The sequence below is a fragment of the Streptomyces sp. V3I8 genome (genome assembly GCF_030817535.1).
In the GTDB taxonomy this organism is placed as follows: Bacteria; Actinomycetota; Actinomycetes; order Streptomycetales; family Streptomycetaceae; genus Streptomyces.
The window spans coordinates 8,243,662-8,261,102 of sequence record NZ_JAUSZL010000002.1 but is presented as its reverse complement, the minus strand read 5'-3'; the positions used below and the strand labels follow the sequence as shown (position 1 = coordinate 8,261,102).

General features: G+C 69.3%; 15 protein-coding genes and 1 pseudogene. 10 read left to right on the top strand and 6 right to left on the bottom strand.

Going from position 1 to position 17,441, the window contains the following annotated elements:
* Positions 1 to 8 precede the first annotated feature (8 nt).
* Together QFZ75_RS36530 and QFZ75_RS36525 are read left to right on the top strand one after the other, a co-directional pair.
* The gene (locus QFZ75_RS36530; protein ID WP_307543715.1) at positions 9 to 908 is read left to right on the top strand and encodes a carbohydrate ABC transporter permease; all 900 of its coding nucleotides are present in this window, start codon (positions 9 to 11) and stop codon (positions 906 to 908) included.
* Positions 905 to 1,732: a carbohydrate ABC transporter permease gene (locus QFZ75_RS36525; RefSeq protein WP_307543714.1), complete on the top strand. Its 828-nt coding sequence runs from the start codon at positions 905 to 907 to the stop codon at positions 1,730 to 1,732. The genes QFZ75_RS36530 and QFZ75_RS36525 overlap by 4 nt, the downstream gene beginning before the upstream one ends.
* 67 nt (positions 1,733 to 1,799) lie before the next feature.
* Here the strand turns inward: QFZ75_RS36525 and QFZ75_RS36520 are convergent, their stop codons facing one another.
* Positions 1,800 to 3,101, bottom strand: coding sequence for a PP2C family protein-serine/threonine phosphatase (locus QFZ75_RS36520; protein ID WP_373465995.1), 1,302 nt, complete (start codon positions 3,099 to 3,101; stop codon positions 1,800 to 1,802).
* Between the two features lie 696 nt (positions 3,102 to 3,797).
* On the opposite strand from QFZ75_RS36520, the gene QFZ75_RS36515 reads away from it, so the two are divergent.
* The 5 genes from QFZ75_RS36515 to QFZ75_RS36495 all read left to right on the top strand — a co-directional run bounded on the left by QFZ75_RS36515 (position 3,798) and on the right by QFZ75_RS36495 (position 8,008).
* Positions 3,798 to 4,715 (top strand): endo-beta-N-acetylglucosaminidase H, encoded by a 918-nt coding sequence (locus QFZ75_RS36515; protein ID WP_307543713.1) that lies wholly within the window; start codon positions 3,798 to 3,800, stop codon positions 4,713 to 4,715.
* 147 nt (positions 4,716 to 4,862) lie between these two features.
* Positions 4,863 to 5,150, top strand: coding sequence for a hypothetical protein (locus QFZ75_RS36510; RefSeq protein WP_307543712.1), 288 nt, complete (start codon positions 4,863 to 4,865; stop codon positions 5,148 to 5,150).
* 291 nt (positions 5,151 to 5,441) lie between these two features.
* Complete coding sequence (locus QFZ75_RS36505; protein WP_307543711.1) at positions 5,442 to 6,182, top strand: VWA domain-containing protein; 741 nt, start codon at positions 5,442 to 5,444, stop codon at positions 6,180 to 6,182.
* A 192-nt stretch (positions 6,183 to 6,374) separates the two neighbouring features.
* A complete protein-coding gene (locus tag QFZ75_RS36500; protein ID WP_307543710.1) occupies positions 6,375 to 6,695 on the top strand; it encodes a hypothetical protein in 321 nt (106 codons plus the stop codon).
* Between the two features lie 668 nt (positions 6,696 to 7,363).
* Entirely contained in the window at positions 7,364 to 8,008 is a 645-nt protein-coding gene (locus tag QFZ75_RS36495; protein WP_307543709.1) for a lytic polysaccharide monooxygenase, read from the top strand.
* Positions 8,009 to 8,370: 362 nt separating this feature from the next.
* Here the strand turns inward: QFZ75_RS36495 and QFZ75_RS36490 are convergent, their stop codons facing one another.
* Positions 8,371 to 8,997, bottom strand: a complete 627-nt coding sequence (locus QFZ75_RS36490; protein ID WP_307543708.1) for a TetR/AcrR family transcriptional regulator — start codon at positions 8,995 to 8,997, stop codon at positions 8,371 to 8,373.
* A gap of 99 nt (positions 8,998 to 9,096) precedes the next feature.
* Here QFZ75_RS36490 and QFZ75_RS36485 point away from each other — a divergent pair, with 99 nt between their 5' ends.
* Positions 9,097 to 9,750 carry a CatB-related O-acetyltransferase gene (locus QFZ75_RS36485; RefSeq protein WP_307543707.1) on the top strand — a complete coding sequence of 218 codons (654 nt, stop codon included), beginning with the start codon at positions 9,097 to 9,099 and terminating at the stop codon, positions 9,748 to 9,750.
* A gap of 360 nt (positions 9,751 to 10,110) precedes the next feature.
* Positions 10,111 to 10,242, top strand: a pseudogene (locus QFZ75_RS36475) (IS701 family transposase); the annotation flags it as partial.
* Positions 10,243 to 10,301: 59 nt separating this feature from the next.
* Here the strand turns inward: QFZ75_RS36475 and QFZ75_RS36470 are convergent.
* The 4 genes from QFZ75_RS36470 to QFZ75_RS36455 form a co-directional block, all read right to left on the bottom strand.
* Positions 10,302 to 10,625 carry a transposase family protein gene (locus QFZ75_RS36470; RefSeq protein WP_307545036.1) on the bottom strand — a complete coding sequence of 108 codons (324 nt, stop codon included), beginning with the start codon at positions 10,623 to 10,625 and terminating at the stop codon, positions 10,302 to 10,304.
* A 512-nt stretch (positions 10,626 to 11,137) separates the two neighbouring features.
* Positions 11,138 to 12,880 carry a beta-galactosidase family protein gene (locus QFZ75_RS36465; RefSeq protein ID WP_307543706.1) on the bottom strand — a complete coding sequence of 581 codons (1,743 nt, stop codon included), beginning with the start codon at positions 12,878 to 12,880 and terminating at the stop codon, positions 11,138 to 11,140.
* A gap of 38 nt (positions 12,881 to 12,918) precedes the next feature.
* Entirely contained in the window at positions 12,919 to 13,641 is a 723-nt protein-coding gene (locus QFZ75_RS36460) for a heparin lyase I family protein (RefSeq protein WP_307543705.1), read from the bottom strand.
* Positions 13,638 to 16,097, bottom strand: coding sequence for a polysaccharide lyase 8 family protein (locus QFZ75_RS36455; RefSeq protein WP_307543704.1), 2,460 nt, complete (start codon positions 16,095 to 16,097; stop codon positions 13,638 to 13,640). The genes QFZ75_RS36460 and QFZ75_RS36455 overlap by 4 nt, the downstream gene beginning before the upstream one ends.
* 185 nt (positions 16,098 to 16,282) lie before the next feature.
* On the opposite strand from QFZ75_RS36455, the gene QFZ75_RS36450 reads away from it, so the two are divergent.
* Positions 16,283 to 17,380 carry a substrate-binding domain-containing protein gene (locus tag QFZ75_RS36450; RefSeq protein WP_307543703.1) on the top strand — a complete coding sequence of 366 codons (1,098 nt, stop codon included), beginning with the start codon at positions 16,283 to 16,285 and terminating at the stop codon, positions 17,378 to 17,380.
* The last annotated feature ends 61 nt before the right edge of the window (positions 17,381 to 17,441 follow it).

The window sequence follows — 17,441 nt, the reverse complement described above, 5'->3', positions numbered from 1 at the left end:
CGCCGGTCATGGGGAACAGGCCGCCGGTCCGGGACCGGCGGGTCCGCGGGCGCAGCCGGTGGCGCGGGTACGTGTACGTCCTGCCCGCCTTCGCCGTGTACCTCACGTTCGCGGTGCTGCCCGCCCTGCACACGGCGTACCTCTCGCTGTTCGAGTGGGACGGGGTCACGCTGGGCGACTGGGTGGGGCTCGGCAACTACGCGGAGATCTTCCAGGACCCGGTGCTGCGCCGCTCGGTGTTCAACGCCCTGGTACTGGTGGTGTTCTTCTCCTTCGTGCCGATCGTGCTGGGTCTGCTGTCGACCGGCCTGCTGGCCCGTTACCGGCGGCCCGGCATGGGCGCGTACCGCTTCCTGTTCATGCTGCCGCAGGTCGTGCCGCTCGTCGCGGTCGGTGTGACCTGGCGCTGGCTGTACGGGGACGACGGGGTGGTCAACCAGGCGCTGCGCCTGGTGGGGCTGGACGGTGCGACCCGTGCGTGGCTGGGCGACTTCGACGCCGCGCTGGTCGCCGTGGGGCTCGTCGGCACCTGGGTGCTGAGCGGCCTGTGCATGATGCTCTTCCTCAGCGGCGTGCAGAAGGTGGACCCGAGTCTGTACGAGGCGGCGCGGATCGACGGCGCGGGCCCCGTCCGGGAGTTCGTCGCGGTGACGCTGCCGCACCTGCGCGGGGAACTCGCCGTCGCCATGACCGTCACGACGGTCGCCGCGCTGGCCAGCTTCGACATCGTGTACGTGACGACGAACGGCGGCCCGGGCGAGCAGACGACGGTCCCCGGTCTGCTCGTGTACCGGCTCGCGTTCTCCGAGGGGAAGGTGGGGCTCGCCGCGGCCCTGGCCGTCGTCCTGGGCTGCCTGATACTCGCGATCGTGTATCTCATCAACCGTCTGTCGAGGTCGGAGTCATGAACACCGTCGCGCGCTCGGAACGCTGGTCCGGTTACGCACTGCTGACCGTCATGGCGATCGCCGTCGTCATCCCGTTCCTCAGTGTCTTCCTCGCCTCGCTCCAGCCGGCGGGCACCCCGGTGGTCGGGCTGACCTGGCCGGAGCGGTGGAGTTGGGACAACTACGAGACGGCGTGGTCGGTGGCGGGCTTCTCCGACCTGATCCGGCACAGCCTCGTCATCGCGGTGGGGGTGGTCCCCGCCTGTCTGGTCCTCGCCGCGCTCGCGGGGTACGCGCTGGGCACCATGAGGCTTCCCGGCGGCGGCGCGGTGGCGGCGTTCTTCGTCGCCGGCCTCACCATCCCGGTGGAGCTGATCGTGGTGCCCCTCTACTTCGACCTGCGCAACGTCGGTCTGACCAACTCGTACCTGGGCGTGATCCTGGTGGAGATCGCGCTGTTCATGCCGTTCAGCGTGTTCTGGATGCGTACGCATTTCCGGTCGACGCCCGCGTCACTGGTGGAGGCGGCCCGGATCGACGGGGCCTCGTCGGCCACGATCCTGGTGCGGATCCTGCTCCCGCTGGCGCGCCCGTCCCTGATGACGCTGGGCCTGCTCGTCTTCATGTGGTCGTGGAACCAGTTCCTGCTGGTGCTGGTCCTCATCCAGGACACCACCAAGCACACCGCGCCCGCGGGCCTCGGTTTCTTCGTGGGTCAGAACAGCACGGACATCCCGACGCTGGCGGCGGGGACGATCATCGTGATGCTGCCGATCCTGATCCTCTTCGTCGTCTTCCAGCGCAGCTTCCTGGCGGGGCTGCTGCAGGGCGCGATGAAGGGCTGAGAAGGGGCTGACGCGTAGGAGACCCCGACAGAAGTCGTCGGCAGGCCCGGTACGGGATCCGCGGCCGTCAGGGCGCCGGTGTCGGTGAGGGCGAGGCGTCGGTGAGGTCCGCCCCGGTGTCGGCATGCCGTCGGGAGGTCCTGACCCCGTGCCAGTCCAGGCACATGATGGTTGCGTCGTCCTGGAGGTGACCGTCGTGCGCGGCGACGACCTTCGCGATCACGGTGCGGGCGGCTTCACGCGGATGCAGGTTACCGGTGCGCATGATCAGGCCCTCCAGGTCCACGTCGCCGGCGCTGTGCTCAAGCATGCCGTCGGTGAACATGAACAACCGGTCACCGGCCCTCAGGTCCAGTTGCTGGACCCGGTAGGTGTGCGGGAAGCGGAAGCCGAACGGCATGTCGACCTTGATCCTGAGCTGCTGGACCTTCCCCTCGCGCAACCGCAGCGGCCAGGGGTGGCCCGCGTTGATGAACTCCGCACCACCGTCGAGCAGACTGATCCGCAGGAGCTGTCCGGTGACGTATCCCTGCCTGCCGTGATCGAGCATCGTCTGATGCGCCTGGCGGGCCTGTTCGGCCAGATCGGCGCCTGCTCGCCTGGCTCCGCGCAGCGCGCCCACGGCGAGGGTGGCCAGCAGCGCGGCGTCGACGTCGTGGCCCATCGCGTCGGTGACGGACAGTTGTACGGCGTCGCGGTCGATCACGTAGTCAAAGGTGTCGCCCCCGACATGGTCGGCGGGCTCCAGTGCTCCGGCGACCGTGAACTGTGCGGCTTCGCAGGCGAGGGACGCGGGCAGCAGCCGGTGCTGGATCTCCGCGGCCAGACTCAGCGGTCTGGTGCGCCGGCCCCACTGGTACACGTCGGTGTACGACCGGTTCGCGATGACGATGTAGGCCAGCGCATGCGCGGTCTCGCCGATCTCCCGCATCGCGCTCGCGTCGGGCACGGTGGACAGGAAGAGTTCCAGCAGACCGATCGCGTCTCCCCGGTTGGTGACCGGAGCGATGACCCGCACCGTCCTTGATCCGTCCGTGGTCTCCACGGCCGGCTGCTGGGTCCGGATCACCTCGTCGTACAAGGTGTCGGCCAGATGGATGCGCCGGGCCGGTTCGTCGGTCTCCACCTCCCCGGCGACGCCCAGCCGCACCACCGAGGTACCGGTGAAGTCCATGATGAGGAAGGACACCCCGCTCGCGTCGAGGCGCTGCCTGAGCATGTGGGCGACCACGTCGAGCGATTCCACCGGTGGCGCGGCCTCCGCCGCGGCCAGGGCCCCGGCCAGCCCCGGCGTCCGGAGCCGGTCGTCGTCGCTCGGGGAGGACCAGGAGCCGGTCACCCCGTCCGTGTCCGGTCGATGCGCGCCCATGATGCGTCCCCTGTCTGATCGCCCGCACTCATCCCACCGGACAGGACGAGATGCCGATGGGCCGACTGCGACGACGTAACCGGCCAGGCGCGTTCCGTGCACGTCTGCCCCGCTTTTCGGCCCGCACAGACCGTATCCCCTTGTCCGGCTCCTGCGGGACGAAAAGGAAGCCTTCGACGACGCGGGCACTCTCACGCCCCGGCAGCCCAGCCGGACGTTCGAAGTCGCCCCTGCGGCGGGGCAGGCGCCCGGACGCTGCGGCACCGCGGTCCGCAACCGGTCGTCCTGTACCGGATCGCCCACAACGCCTGCCGTGCCGGACCCGGACCCGGCGTGGGCCGGACCCGGGCCCGGCGTGGAGAGGGCCGGAGCCGAGCAGAGTTCGGTCCGCCGCTCAGCAGCCGGGCGGAATCCGGTCCTGCGGTCCGCCGGTCCCCCTTCGTCTCCGGTCCACGGCAGATGAACTCGGTCCTGCACACGTCGCTGCCGTGCGGACCCAGGGATTTCCCCACAGACACGCTCGAACAGGACGCGGATCACGACGTATCCGCCAACCGGCTTGCATAACAGGGGAGTTGCAGTGTGACGTGAGTGGAAGGCGGGAAGAAATGGCACACGGCTGTCGGGACTCGGAGAGCTTGCTCGACACGTTCGAACAAGTTGAGCGCCGACCATGCGACAGGAGACCGATCAACGATGCTCACGCTTGTACGGAGCAGGATGCAGGCGGCCGTGGTCGCCCTCTCGACCGTCGCGGCTCTCGCCCTCGGCGCGACCGTCACGACCCACGCCACGGCGGCCCCGGCGCTCGCGAAGGCGGGGCCGACCTCGGTGGCGTATGTCGAGGTCAACAACAACAGCATGCTGAACGTCGGCAAGTACACGCTCGCCAACAGCGGCGACCCCGTCTTCGACGTCGCCGTGATCTTCGCGGCCAACATCAACTACAACACGGGAACGAAGACGGCACAGCTGTATTTCAACGAGAACGTGCAGCGCGTCCTCGACAACGCCGCCACCCAGATACGGCCGTTGCAACAAAAGGGCATCAAGGTCGTCCTGTCGGTGCTGGGCAACCACCAGGGGGCGGGCTTCGCCAACTTCCCGTCTCAGCAAACAGCGTCAGCGTTCGCCAAGCAGTTGTCGGACGCGGTGACCCGATACGGCCTCGACGGCATCGACTTCGACGACGAATACGCCGAGTACGGCAACAACGGCACCGGACAGCCCAACGCCAGTTCGTTCGTCCAGCTGGTGACCGCGCTCCGCGCGAACATGCCGAACAAGATCATCAGCCTCTACAACATCGGACCGTCCGCGTCCCGTCTGTCCTACGGCGGTGTCAACATCTCGTCCAAGTTCGACTACGCCTGGAACCCGTACTACGGAAGCTGGCAGGTCCCCGGCATCGGGCTGCCCAAGGCGAAACTGTCGCCGACGGCCGTCGAGATCGGCAGGACATCGCAGAGCACGGTCACCACTCTCGCCCGCCGCACCGTGAGCGAGGGGTACGGAGTCTTCCTGACGTACAACCTCGACGGCGCCGACCGCAGCGCGGACATCTCCGCGTTCACCAGGGAGCTGTACGGCAGTGCCGCCGCCTACACGCCGTGAAGCGCCACGCGTCCAGACATGCGGCGTCGCCTTGAGGAGCGCGGCCTTGATCGCGGCGAGGAAGGCGGGAGGCCGGGACGGTTCCAGGGGGCGTATGAAGTCGATCCGGCCCACGGGCCGAGTCCCGTGTCGTGGAACACTCGGCGCGTGCCTTCCTGGACAACCTCGCGCCGCTCGGGCGCCACCGCCGCTCTGTATGCCGTATTCGTCGGCGGCTGGTACCTCGGTCAGCCCCTCCCCCTGGTGGGCTGCGGCGCCCCGGAACCGGTGACCGCGTCCGAGGACGCGAACAGCTTCGTGGAACCCGGCGACTTCTCCGACGACCTCACCCGGGCGGCGCGGAGCATCGGACAGATCACCACCTACGACATCGTCGCCACCGACGCGATCGCGCCGTGCGACGGGACGCCCGGCCCCCGCCTGGTGGCCTGGTGACCGGCGACCGGCGACCGGCGCTGAGGAACCGCTACTCCAAGATCACCCGGCAAAACCACGCGGCCCGGGCGACTTCCGGCGTACGGGCTGCTCGCCTGTCCCTTGATGATGGTGCGGGAAAGTCAGGACAGGACCGCACATGCAGGGCAGCGTGGGGCTATTCGCGGACAGCGGCCGTTCTGTAACGTGATTGTCCGGTTGTCACCGACCGTCCAGGAGGGGCAGCAGCGACCTCGCACCGCTACCGGGGCACCCGCTACGGCGACCGCACCCGCTACAGGAACGGCGACCATGACCGAAGTACGCGACGCCGCTCCGGCGATCAGCCTGAGCAAGGTGCAGGCCCAGGCCCCGGGCCTCGTCAGTCTCTACAAAACCGCCGGCGCCAGCCTGCGCACCCACGGCCTCGAGGGAGTGCGCGCCGCTGTGTACCTGGTCCTGGACCGGTCCGGCTCCATGCGGTCCTACTACAAGGACGGCACCATGCAGTACTTCGGCGAACAGGTCCTGTCCCTGTCCGCCCACCTCGACGACGACGGCACCGTACCCGTCGTGTTCTTCTCCACCGACATCGACGGATCCACCGACCTGCGCCTGGGCAACTACCCGGGCCGCATCGACAAACTGCACGAGAACCTCGGCCACATGGGGCGTACGAACTACCACTGGGCCATGGACGAGGTCATCGACCACTACCTCGAATCCGGCAGCACCGACCCCGCCCTGGTCATCTTCCAGACGGACGGCGGGCCCACCAGCAAGACCGCCGCCGAGCGCTACCTGTGCAAGGCCGCCCGTCTGCCCCTGTTCTGGCAGTTCGTCGGGTTCGGCGACCCCGACGACAACGAGTTCGCCTTCCTGCACCGACTCGACACCCTGGCCGTACCCTCCTGCCGCATCGTCGACAACGCAGGCTTCTTCCACGCCGGCCGCGATCCCCGCACGGTCGATGACGCACTGCTGTACGACCGGCTTCTGCAGGAATTCCCGCACTGGCTGACAGCCGCACGTACCAGCCAAGTCATCGTGTGAGCGGTGGAACCCACCGCTTCGGCAGTCTGCGCTACGGCGCCCAGGTCCGTCGCCGTGCGTTCTCCGCCATATCGTCCTACGAACCGGCCGCCAGTGATCTCACGCGCCCCACCCGTCACCCCTGAGCGCCCTCCCGCAGCCACGCCCCGCCGCATAGGTTCGCCCTCCGGTCCACAACCCGAGGAGAACACCATGATCCGTAGAGCCGCCGTCGCCGCGCTGGCCGGCACGGCACTGATGCTGCCCTTCGCCGGCACGTCATCCGCCGCCGCACAGGGCAAAGAACTCAACTGCCGCACCCAGGTCACGGACAACGGGCACTACGGCCGGGCGGACTGCAGGAACGACACGAGCCGGGCCATCGCCTTCCGCGCCATCGTGGTCTGCGGCCAGTCCTTCGACAACACCGGCGCATGGGTGACCTTGAACCCCGGCCAGAGCGGCTGGTCCGGAGCCCCGTGCAACGCCCCCGTAGGCACCGGAGTGGGCAGCGTCGACTGGGAAGAAGGCTGACCCCTCCCCGGCAGGCGGCAAAGGGCCACGCGGCGATGTCTGGCCCGCCTGGCTCCTGCTGCCTGCCGGGAGCGACCGCCCCGCGCCACCCGCCGCCCGGAGCCCGGCGGGCTCCGGGCGGACCGTGTGACGGTCCTGGATGACGGGTCCTTCGCGGTGCCAGGTCTGCCCGCCGACGCGTCGCGCCGGCCCGAGGCGATCACGCCGGACGAAGGCGAGGACGTGTACGCCTGCTCCTCGACGTCGAAGTCCGCACCGCAGAAGGACGCGACAGCGCCGTCCCACCGGTTCCTACGGCACTCGCCCCTGGCCGAGTACCGCTGTCGATCCGCTATCCGCTCCTGGCGGACCCACGAGCCCAGCGCCTGGGGCGAACCGATCCCCCGGTCCGCTCACGACCGCCTTCACCGAGGAACGTGCCATGGCCGTTCCCCTCCGGGAGTCGATCCTCCGTTCGCTCCGGGACGTCGCAGACAAGCCTCCCCGGAGCCTCACCATCGCGCCGCGTGGGCATCGAAGTGGCGCAAACAAACTTTGCCGTTCCGCATGAGGGCGCGCAGCCTGGAGGCGCGGGAGCGCTCCCACTTCCTTCGAGACCCGCACCAGGAAGCAAACATTCCCCCACCAAGGAGAAAAGACTCATGAATTGTCATGCGCATGTCCCACGCATGCGGAGCCGACTGACGCTCGTCCTGACCGCCTTCGTCGCCGCGCTGCTCGGTGTCATTCCCTGGAGCGGAACGGCTGTCGCCCACGGCTCGGTCATCGACCCGGCCTCCCGCAACTACGGCTGCTGGCTGCGCTGGGGCAGTGACTTCCAGAACCCGGCCATGGCCCAGCAGGACCCCATGTGCTGGCAGGCCTGGCAGGCCGACCCCAACGGCATGTGGAACTGGAACGGCCTGTACCGCAACGGCTCCGGCGGCAACTTCCAGGCCGTGGTCCCGAACGGTCAGCTGTGCAGCGGCGGCCGGACCGAGGGCGGCCGCTACAACGCGCTGGACGCCGTGGGCCCGTGGAAGACCACGGACATCGACGCCGACTTCACCGTCGACCTGTACGACCAGGCCAGCCATGGCGCCGACTACTTCCTGGTCTACGTCACCCGGCAGGGCCATGACCCCACCACCCAGCCCCTGACCTGGAACGACCTCCAGCTGGTGGCACGCACCGGCCGGTACGGACCCAGCCAGAACTACTCGATCCCCGTGAGCACGTCCGGCTACAGCGGCCGCCATGTCGTCTACACGATCTGGCAGGCGTCGCACATGGACCAGACCTACTTCCTGTGCAGTGACGTGAACTTCCGCTGACCCGGCAGGTCGGCGGGGTGTCCCGCCGGACACGGCACACCGTCCGGCGGGACGGCGCTCGCCCGGATCCACGGACCGGTCGCGCCGGCCGTGGCCCGGTCGCGCATCCGCCGCGCCGTACCGGCACCACCACAGCGCAAGCGGCCTCGTCCCTGGAGCCGACATGTCCCGACGCCGCTGGATCGGGCCAGTTCTGCCGGCCCTCCTGCTGACCGCCCCGACCGCTCTGCCCGCCACCGCGGTCCCCGGCCCCGCAGTGGATCCCGCCACCTCGACGCACACCGCCGCGCACCGCACGGGAGACCGTGATCCAGGTCTTGTCGCCCTCTTGATTGCGCTTGCGTTCGTTCCTGTCTCCTCGATCACACGCTCTCTTCCTGGCGGGCGGAGAAGGCGCCCGCGGCAGCAGCCAGGACTGCCGCCTCCGCGGCCCGTTCCGGGAGTTGCGGGTCGGGATCGGCGCGCAGGAGCACCAGTTGGTGGTAGAGCGGCGCCGTAGCAGCGATCAGCAGGCTCCGCGCATCCGTGTGCTGTGCGGGGAGTTCGCCGCGCTCGATGGCGCGCTCGACGAGGATCTCGCACTGGGCGTACCGGTCCGTCCACAGCTGCGTCTGGGCCCGCGCGGCCTGGTCGGAGTGGAACGAGGCGGCCATCAGGGCGATAGCGAACGACGGCTGTACGACCAGAGACTCCTGGATCTCCTGGTTGAGGGCTGCCAGATCGCCGTGCAGGGAGCCGGTGTTCGGCGGCTGCCAGTTGATCTCGCCGGCGGCGTCGATGACGTCGACGAGTAGGCCGCCGACATCGCGCCAACGCCGGTAGACCGTGGCGCGGTGCACCCCGGCCCGCGCCGCGACACCCTCCATCGTGAGTCCTTCATGACCGCCTTCAGCGAGTTCGGTGCGCACCGCATCGAGAACCTGGGCGCGGATCCGGGCGGTGCGACCGCCCGGACGGCGCTCCGACGTCGTGTCCAGTGAGTCTCTCATCGGCAATCAGTATCCGGTTGATCAAGGCGGCAGGGCTGTGCCAGCATCTTAACGCGACACTTGTCGCTCTAATTTCACTGGAGAGGAACCGTCTCCGCGATGCCGCCCGTTCCTGCTGACCCCACTGTGCTCCACCCGATGCCCGAGCACCCGCGCGTGGTTCTGCTCAAGCCGTTGGTGAAGTCGCCGCTGATCGAGATCGGTGACTTCACCTACTACGACGATCCTGACGATCCGACCGCGTTCGAGACGCGCAACGTCCTGTACCACTACGGTCCCGAGCGGCTTGTCATCGGCAAGTACTGCGCGCTGGCAACGGGCACCCGGTTCATCATGAACGGCGCCAACCACCGCATGGACGGTCCTTCCACCTTCCCGTTCCCCACCATGGGGGGTTCCTGGGCGGAGCACTTCGACCTGATCACCGACCTGCCCGGCCGGGGCGACACGGTCGTCGGCAACGATGTGTGGTTCGGCCACGGCACCACGGTCATGCCCGGTGTACGCATCGGCCACGGCGCGATCATCGCCGCCGGAGCCGTGGTCACCGGCGACGTCCCCGACTACGGCATCGTCGGCGGCAACCCGGCCCGGCTCATCCGCACCCGCTACGACGCCGCGGACATCGCCCGGCTCCTCGCCGTGGCGTGGTGGGACTGGCCCGTGCAGCACATCACCCGGCACGTACGGACGATCATGTCGGGGACCGTCGCCGACCTGGAGGGGGCCGCCGCGCAGATCGATCAGCCCTGACACCGCATCCTCGCTCCACCGCCCGCACCGTCCCGCGCCAGAAACGAGTGATCACCCATGCCCCGTCGCCGCGTCCATGTCGCGATGGTCGGCATCCCCATCGTCAGCCATGTCCTGCCCAGTCTCGCGCTCATCCGTGAGCTGGTGACCCACGGGCACCGGGTCACCTACGCCAACGACCCGTTCGTGGCTGACCAGATCGAGTCCGCCGGTGCGGAGCTGGTGCCCTGCACCTCCACGTTGCCCGTCGCGGACAACGACTGGCCTGCCGATCCCGTCGCCGCGGCGAGCCTCTTCCTGGACGACGCCGTCCAAGCGCTCCCCCAACTGCGAGCCGCCTACGACGACGATCCGGCCGACTGGCACCGCCACATGACCCTGGCCATGGCCGCCCACGCCTGCCTGACCGTCCTGAGAGCCCGACAGTTGGATGCGGACAAAGCAGAAACGGATCCTCCCCGCTCATCCACCTCAGCCTCGCCGAAACCCGACGCCCGATCACCCGCCTCACCGAGCGCCGGCCGGCACCGGTCGAGCACATCCTGCACTGGTCAACACGGCGCCGACGACGCCAGTATCAGGCCCGCCTGAGTCACTACAAACGACGCGGACACAGCCCCTGAAAACTGCCCAGCACTCAGAACAAGCACCGTTGCAGTATTAAGGCCCTCAACCTGCTCGACGAACGTCCGCCGTCCGCAGGACATGTCTTCGCATATGAAGCGCCGGATACGAAGCCGCAGCACCACCCGCCTTCCCGCCACGGGAAGGTCAGCGGGAAACCGCAGGTAAGTGCCGTGCACCCGCTCCGACCAGCTTCCGCAGCCTGGGCACCGAGTCCCGGCCCTACCACATCTGACACCGACTCGGATCACCTCGCCCTCATCCTCCACCGACTCCACCCTGACTCCCGGATCCGGCTGGAAGAGCAGCTCTTCCAGCCGGATCAGCACCTCGCGCACAGCTCAGAACCATCAGGCCGAACGCGGTTGGCGTCGGCAGCTTCCGGACGATCTCGTGAGACCCACTACCAAGGCCAACGGTCGCAAGGAGTAGTCGGACCACAGAAGTTGGACCAGAAGCCGTTCTCGCGGACAGAGCTACATCATGGGGATACCTCTCGCCGGGACGCAGAGGATTCGCAGGAACTCCACTCTCGTACGCCTAGGCCCCGGGGCGGTGCCATCCGCCAACCCGGGATGACGGCTGGTAGCTACCCGGCGCTCGCGATGGAAAACCGCCGCGGCCACCATGGGCTCTGCAGCGAGCTCGGCCAGGGCCGGATCGATGCCGCGTGGCTGGAGCAGGCTCTGGCCGCGGTGCGAATGCGGCGGGTAGCGATTGGATCCTGTCAGCTTCGTGGTGGCCGCCGAGGAAGGGAACGGGCTCATTCCAGCCGCACCCGGGTGCCACCGGTTCGCTCCGTCTCCAGCACCCACACCTCGTTATCCCCGGGACGCAGTACGGGGCCGGGAACGTACAGGGCAGACTGAGGGCCCGCAGACCAGTACCGCCCGAGGCAGAAGCCGTTGATCCAGACGAAGCCCCTCCCCCAGTCTGGGAGTTCCAGCATCGCGTCCCCGGGGCCCGATACGTCGACGCTGCCCCGGTAGAGGCCCGGCTCACCCCCCTCCGGCAGGCGGGACGGCAGCCCGGCGACCGCCTTCCCGTCGTCGAACGCGTCCAGCCGCAGGCCGCGTGCGCTCACACCGTGCGCGTACTGCCGCTCGTGCAGGATCCCGCCAGTCAGTCCCTTGGGCTCGCCCAGGCGGGGCCCGTAGTTGACGCGCCCCAGGGACTCCACCCATAGCTCCAACTCGGCAGGGCCGGCGACCGCCGTGCCGACCGGGGTGTCGACGCCGTCGACGGAGAGCCGGACCAGGTCCCGCACGCCGGGCAGGGACAGCGGCAGTGGCGGCCGCGGCCCGGGAACGCGGACCCGGTAGCGCACCAGGCCCCGGTCGACATCGAGCTCCTCGAAAGTCGGCGCCATGCCAAAGACACCCTCCGTTCCGCCGAGCGTGTCCATCACCTCGTCCAGCGGCGTCCACGCATCGAGCGCGGCTGTGGCCGGTGCCGTGAGGATCGGCCAGGCGGCCGGCACCGGAGGCAAAGGGGTGTCAGCGAAGTCGGCCAGCACCTCCCGGAAGCGCCGGAACAGCTCCGTGGGCCTGCCCCGTTCATCGACGGGGGCACCGTAGTCGTAGGAGGTCACCGTCGGCTGCAAGGCGCCGTCGTGCAGGTCGCCCGCGCGGTTGGCGCCCGCCCAGCCGCCGAAGCTCGTCCCGCCGTGTGCCATGTAGATGTTCACCGACGCCCCGCACTCCAGGATCTCGCGCAGTACCGCCGCCGCGTCCCGGGCTTCGCGCGGCTCGGGCTCACCGGCGCCCCAGTGGGCGAACCAGCCGCACCAGAACTCCATGCACATCAGCGGCCCGGTGGGCCGGTGCCGGCGCAGCGTGCGGAAAGCCCCGGCTGCGTCCGAGCCGAAGTTCACGGTGGCCAGGACACCGGGCAGCGAACCGCCGGTGAGCATGTGGTCCTCGGACCCGTCGGAGGTGAACAGTGGCACCGTCACCCCGCCGTCCCGCAGGACCGTGGCCAGCTCTCGCAGGTACTCCTGGTCGGAGCCGTAACTGCCGTACTCGTTCTCGACCTGCACCATGACCACCGGCCCGCCGTGGTGGACCTGGCGCTCCACGACCTGGGGCAGCAGGCGGCCGAACCAGCGGCGCACCGGCTCCATGTACGCCCGGTTCCTGGTGCGGACCTGCCCTGCCACGGTGCCGGTGAGCCACTGTGGCAGCCCGCCGTTCTCCCATTCGGCGCAGATGTAGGGACCGGGCCGGACGACGGCCCACAGGCCCGCCGCGTGTACTGCGTCCAGAAACCTGCCCAGCGCGTCCACGTCCCGGTACTGTCCGGGAAACGGCTCGTGCAGGTTCCACGGCACATACGTTTCGACGCAGTTGAGCCCCATCGCTCGCAACATTTCCAGCCGGTGCGCCCACTGGTCCTCGTGCACCCGGAAGTAGTGCAGGGCGCCCGACAACAGCCGTACCGGCCGACCGTCCAGGGAGAATCCGCTGTCGGTCACGGTGAAAACGCCGTCCGCCGGTCGTTCGGTCATCGACGGTCACCTCTGTCTCTCTCGTTGTGCACGGCAGGTCAGCCGACGTCCGCGTAGGTGGTGCCGACGCGCAGCCGGTCCAGTCGGTTCACGACGTCGCTCTGCGGGGTGTCCCGGTCGTAGACGCCCCACTTGGGTTCGTTGGCGCTGTCCCAGGTGCGTGCCGCGTAGCGGGAGCCTCCGCTGGTGAAGGTCTGCCGGGTCCCGTTGAAGGACAGCTCTACCCAGCCCGACTCGGCCGAGGCGGAGGTGTGGATACCGAGAGCGAACCGGTTCCATGCCCCGGCTGAGACGGGCGCCGACCAGATCAGGTGCCACGTGGCGTCCGTACTGACGTGGAAGAGGCGCACTGAACCGTCCTTGACGGTCATGATCAGGGGGTAGTTCTGTGCCGCGTTGGGATACGACTTCCACTGCCACACCACGAAGTCCCCGCTGACGGTGGACAGCTGGGACTCCCAGCCCAGCCAGTAGGTGGAGCCGAGCGCGAAGGCGTACCGGGCGCCGCCCACCGAGAGGCCCCGGGATTCGCAGCGGATGAGACCGCCGGGCTTGGTGAACCGGAAGATGGTCCCGTGACCGTCCTGGTTGGCGGCGGTGACCAGGCTGCCGGGCTCGGCGCACTCCACGCTGCCGAAAACGCCGGTGCCCCCTGCCGCGTCACCGTCCCAGACGGTTTCCGCGCGCGCCGAGGTGGCGGGGACCAAGAGGCAGGCCAGCGCCGCCGCCACGGCGGTGGAACGTCGTACCGTCGCCCTCATGCTGTCCTCACCGTGATCTTCTGGGTGGCGCCTGCCTCGGCGGTGAGATCTCCGAACGTGAGGGTCAGCTTCCGTCCAGGTTCGGCCTGTTCGACCGTGGCGGGATGGGAGACGACTGCGGTGATCCGGTGCCGCCACGTCAGGGTGAGCGTGGTGAGGGTGCGGGTCGGGTCGGAGACACAGACGACCGCGGTGCCGTCGTTCCGATGCCGGATCAGCACCGCGCAGGGGCCGCTCACGGTGAGATCGCCCACCGTCCCCGCCGCCCAGAAGTTGACAGCGGTGACGCCGAGGGAGGGGACGTGGACGCCCTGGGCCCGGGGTGTGTTGACGAGTGTTCTGAGCAGTCCTCGCGCGCCCGCGGCGTGGGCCGCGGTGCGGGCCGCACTGGCTCCGGGCAGCAGGACGTAGGCGTAGGCGCCGTCGACCGGGTCGATGCCGTGGTCGACATACAGGGTGAGGTAGCGGTCGGTGAGGGGGGCCGTGGACGAACCGGTCCTGATGTCGCTCCACCGGCCGGTACGCTCCTCCCGCAGCGCCGTGATGCGGCCGCCCGCTGGAAAGACGTAGCCTCCATGGCCGGTGATGTGCGCCCAGCCCGGGTCGCTCAGCGTCTCGGTCCAGCCCGGAGTGCCGGGCTTGAGATGGCGGTCCACGGTCAGGGCGTGGGTGCCGGTGGGGCCGAGGCGGCGGTTGTCGATGACGGTGTCGACCGCCTCGCCGTCCGTGGCGGTGACCCCCGCGCCCAGACAGACGATGCCCTCGTCCAGGAAGAACCAGGATTTGTGTGCCTCCAGCGTCGAGGCCAGCCCTTTGAGATGCTGGCCCACCGCGGCGTACGTGCCGTCGGTCGTGCCTCCGACCCATGCCACCGCCGGGCGTTCGGCGCCCCACTGGCCGCCCTGGCCGTCGGCGAGCTTCTTCCTGGAAGCGGTGATGCCGGGCAGTCGATTGGGGTCCACGGTGGCCCAGAAGGTCTGCGAGTACTGCTCGTTGGCGAAGTCGTCCCCCCACCAGGACAGCCAGCCGGCCCCGGTGTGGTAGCCGCGCAGGTTCTCCCCGTTGCCCCACTCGTAGTGCGCGATTCGGTCGGAGGCCATGGACAGGCAGGCGGCCCACCCCCGGCGGCGGTGTACCGCCCGGTCCTGGGCCGGGAAGAGCCGGTGTGCGACCGGCTCGGGCAAGGGCTTGACCGAGGTGTCGTCCACGACGCTCTGGAGCTGGGCGAGCTTGTAGATGCCGAGCATGGGGTTGGTGTGCGGAGGGCTGAAGTGCGCCCGCTGGATCCATCCCTTGGCCAGGGCGCGCCAGCGCGCGTTCTGCTCGGGGCTCGCGGCGCGTCCCAGGGCGACGATCGAGGCGATGATCGAGTGGCCGCGCAGATGGTCGTCGTTGGCGCCGCCAGGATCGCCGGGCGCCAGGCCCCGTGAGACAGCGCGTCCGGAGACGGCGTCCATGCACAGGCCGTTGTGGATGAAGGGGGCCCAGGCCCGTTCGACGGCGTCGAAGTAGTTCTCCCGGGCCGGATCGGTGATCTCCCACGGGGAGTCGGCGAGCAGCGCGCACAGCAGGCTGAGGCCGGTGAACAGATCCGCGCCGTACGACCCGGTGTAGGGCACCCACGTGTGCTGGACGAAGGAGCCATCACGGTAGAGGCCATCCCCGGACGTCACGTAGGGGAAGACCGGGGACAGCGCCCCGGACGCGAGGGCGAGCCGGTCCGCGTCCTCGCCGACCAGGCCGCTGAGCGCGATCGTCCGGCACAGGTCGACGCGGTTGGCGCCGGTGGAGGTGCCCGTGTACGAGGCCACCGCACTGTCGGGCACGAACGCGCGGACGGCTTCCGTGATCGTGGCGATCAGTTCGGCGTCCAGGTGGTCGTACAGGAGGGTCGCCGCGTCCAGCAGCGCGTGGGGCCCGCCGATCTGCCAGTTGTACCAGTTGCCATAGCGGGCCCGGCCCGCGTGGTAGACGTCGGTGACCACGTGCCGGATGCCGGTCACGACATCTCGAGCGAAGGCATCGTCTCCGGTCAGACCCGTGCCGGGCTGGGCATACGCCTCTGCCATGGAACGCAGCCGCTGGAAGGTGAGCTGGATCTGCGCGGAGTAGGTGTACGACGCGGTGTCCGTGTCGGGATCCGGGTCCAGCCACACCATGCCCGGCCACAGGGAGCCCGGCGCGGGCAGCATGGTGGTCCGCCAGGCGGCGGCGTCGGTGCCCAGCCGGGCGAGCTTGGAGGCGAACGGCTCCGCGGTCGGGCTGAAACCGGAGCCGAGTATCAGGCCGCGCCAGTTGGCTCTGAGCCTTTCGAACTCGGCGGACACGGCCGACGCGGCTTGGGCGGGCTCGGAGGTGGTCAGGACCGTCGCCGAGGCGGTTGCGGGGAGACCCAGTGCGGCGGCGGCACCTCCCGTCGCCTTGACGAATCCGCGGCGGGACCAAGGTGTGGGCATGGCGTCTCCTGGGACAGGACGGAGGGAGGAAGACGGAGGAGGAACGCGAGAAGGAGGAGGGCGAGTGCGGTGGTGGGTTTCTAGCACGGTACGCACAAGATGCTCAATACGTAAGACTCATAAGAATCGATCACTAGAGTACGGTGGAACGTGCACCAATCGGGGGATCATCAGGAGGACGACAGATGCGGTCGCATGTCAATCAGCGCCACGAACGGGTGCTGGAAATCGTGCGCAGGCGAGGCGAACTGCGGGTAACGGATCTGGCGGAGGAGCTGGGAGTCTCGGCCGTCACCGTGCGGCGCGATGTCGAGACGCTGGCCGAACAGGGGCGGCTGATGCGGCTGCACGGCTCGGTCACGTGCCCCGAGCCGCCCGGCTCCGGCCCGGCCGACGCCGACGTGGACGCCCCCGTGCGATCAGCGCCCACCGGAGTGGTCCTGGGCATGGTCGTGCCCAGCATGGAGCACTACTTCGCGGAGCTGGTCAAGGGCGCTCAGGACGCCGTCGCGGCGCGCGGCGGCCGGCTGGTGCTCGGCATTGCCCACTGGCGGTCCGAGGAGGACACCGCGCAGATCGGACGGATGCTCGACGGAGGCGTCGACGGCCTGTTGATCCAGCCCAGTTGGGAACGCGGGGTACCCAGCCTCGAGCAGGAGCAACAGTTGCTGGCGCTGCGAGTCCCGGCCGTTCTGGTGGACCGACGCGTCCCCCTCGGGGGCCGGCTGGCCGGACTGGACAGCGCACGCTCCGACCATGCACTCGGGGCCGCCGCCGCCGTCCACCACCTCGCCGGGCTGGGGCACGAGCGGATCTCCCTCCTCGCCCAGGACAACCCGACGTCACCGCAGGTCCGGGAGGGGTACGAGGCCGCCATGGCGGCGCGTGGACTTTCGGTGCCGCCGCTCGTGGACGTCGACCCGGAGGACCCGGCCGGCCTGGAGGCGGCGGCCCGGACGCTGTACCGGTCGGTGGCGGAGGGCGGGGTCACCGCCGCGATCGTCCACAACGATCAGACCGCGATCGGGGTGGTGCAACGGCTACACGAACGAGGCCTCTCCCTCCCTGGCGACGTGTCGCTGGTGGCGTACGAGGACGAAATGGCAGCGCTGGCCGATGTGCCGCTGACCGCCGTGGCTCCGCCGCGGCAGGCAGTGGGGGAGAGCGCCGTCGAGATGATGTTCGCCCGGCTCGAAGCAGGGCCCGGTGCGGCGGCGCCGAGTCGACACGTCTCTCTGGTACCCCGGCTCGTGGTGCGGGCGTCCTGCGCTCCACCCCGGTGATCTCGGATATCCAATAGTTGATTGTTTTGATCGAGTTGGTCATTTGCTCTTGACGGGCGAT

Bases quoted from the DNA above. Each gene is read 5' to 3' on its own strand.
- QFZ75_RS36525 (WP_307543714.1), top strand. From the start codon at position 905: ATGAACACCGTCGCGCGCTCGGAACGCTGGTCCGGTTACGCACTGCTG.
- QFZ75_RS36530 (WP_307543715.1), top strand. From the start codon at position 9: ATGGGGAACAGGCCGCCGGTCCGGGACCGGCGGGTCCGCGGGCGCAGC.
- QFZ75_RS36505 (WP_307543711.1), top strand. From the start codon at position 5,442: ATGACCGAAGTACGCGACGCCGCTCCGGCGATCAGCCTGAGCAAGGTG.
- QFZ75_RS36485 (WP_307543707.1), top strand. From the start codon at position 9,097: ATGCCGCCCGTTCCTGCTGACCCCACTGTGCTCCACCCGATGCCCGAG.
- QFZ75_RS36455 (WP_307543704.1), bottom strand. From the start codon at position 16,097: ATGCCCACACCTTGGTCCCGCCGCGGATTCGTCAAGGCGACGGGAGGT.
- QFZ75_RS36460 (WP_307543705.1), bottom strand. From the start codon at position 13,641: ATGAGGGCGACGGTACGACGTTCCACCGCCGTGGCGGCGGCGCTGGCC.
- QFZ75_RS36515 (WP_307543713.1), top strand. From the start codon at position 3,798: ATGCTCACGCTTGTACGGAGCAGGATGCAGGCGGCCGTGGTCGCCCTC.
- QFZ75_RS36500 (WP_307543710.1), top strand. From the start codon at position 6,375: ATGATCCGTAGAGCCGCCGTCGCCGCGCTGGCCGGCACGGCACTGATG.
- QFZ75_RS36490 (WP_307543708.1), bottom strand. From the start codon at position 8,997: ATGAGAGACTCACTGGACACGACGTCGGAGCGCCGTCCGGGCGGTCGC.
- QFZ75_RS36495 (WP_307543709.1), top strand. From the start codon at position 7,364: ATGCGGAGCCGACTGACGCTCGTCCTGACCGCCTTCGTCGCCGCGCTG.
- QFZ75_RS36465 (WP_307543706.1), bottom strand. From the start codon at position 12,880: ATGACCGAACGACCGGCGGACGGCGTTTTCACCGTGACCGACAGCGGA.
- QFZ75_RS36520 (WP_373465995.1), bottom strand. From the start codon at position 3,101: ATGGGCGCGCATCGACCGGACACGGACGGGGTGACCGGCTCCTGGTCC.
- QFZ75_RS36450 (WP_307543703.1), top strand. From the start codon at position 16,283: ATGCGGTCGCATGTCAATCAGCGCCACGAACGGGTGCTGGAAATCGTG.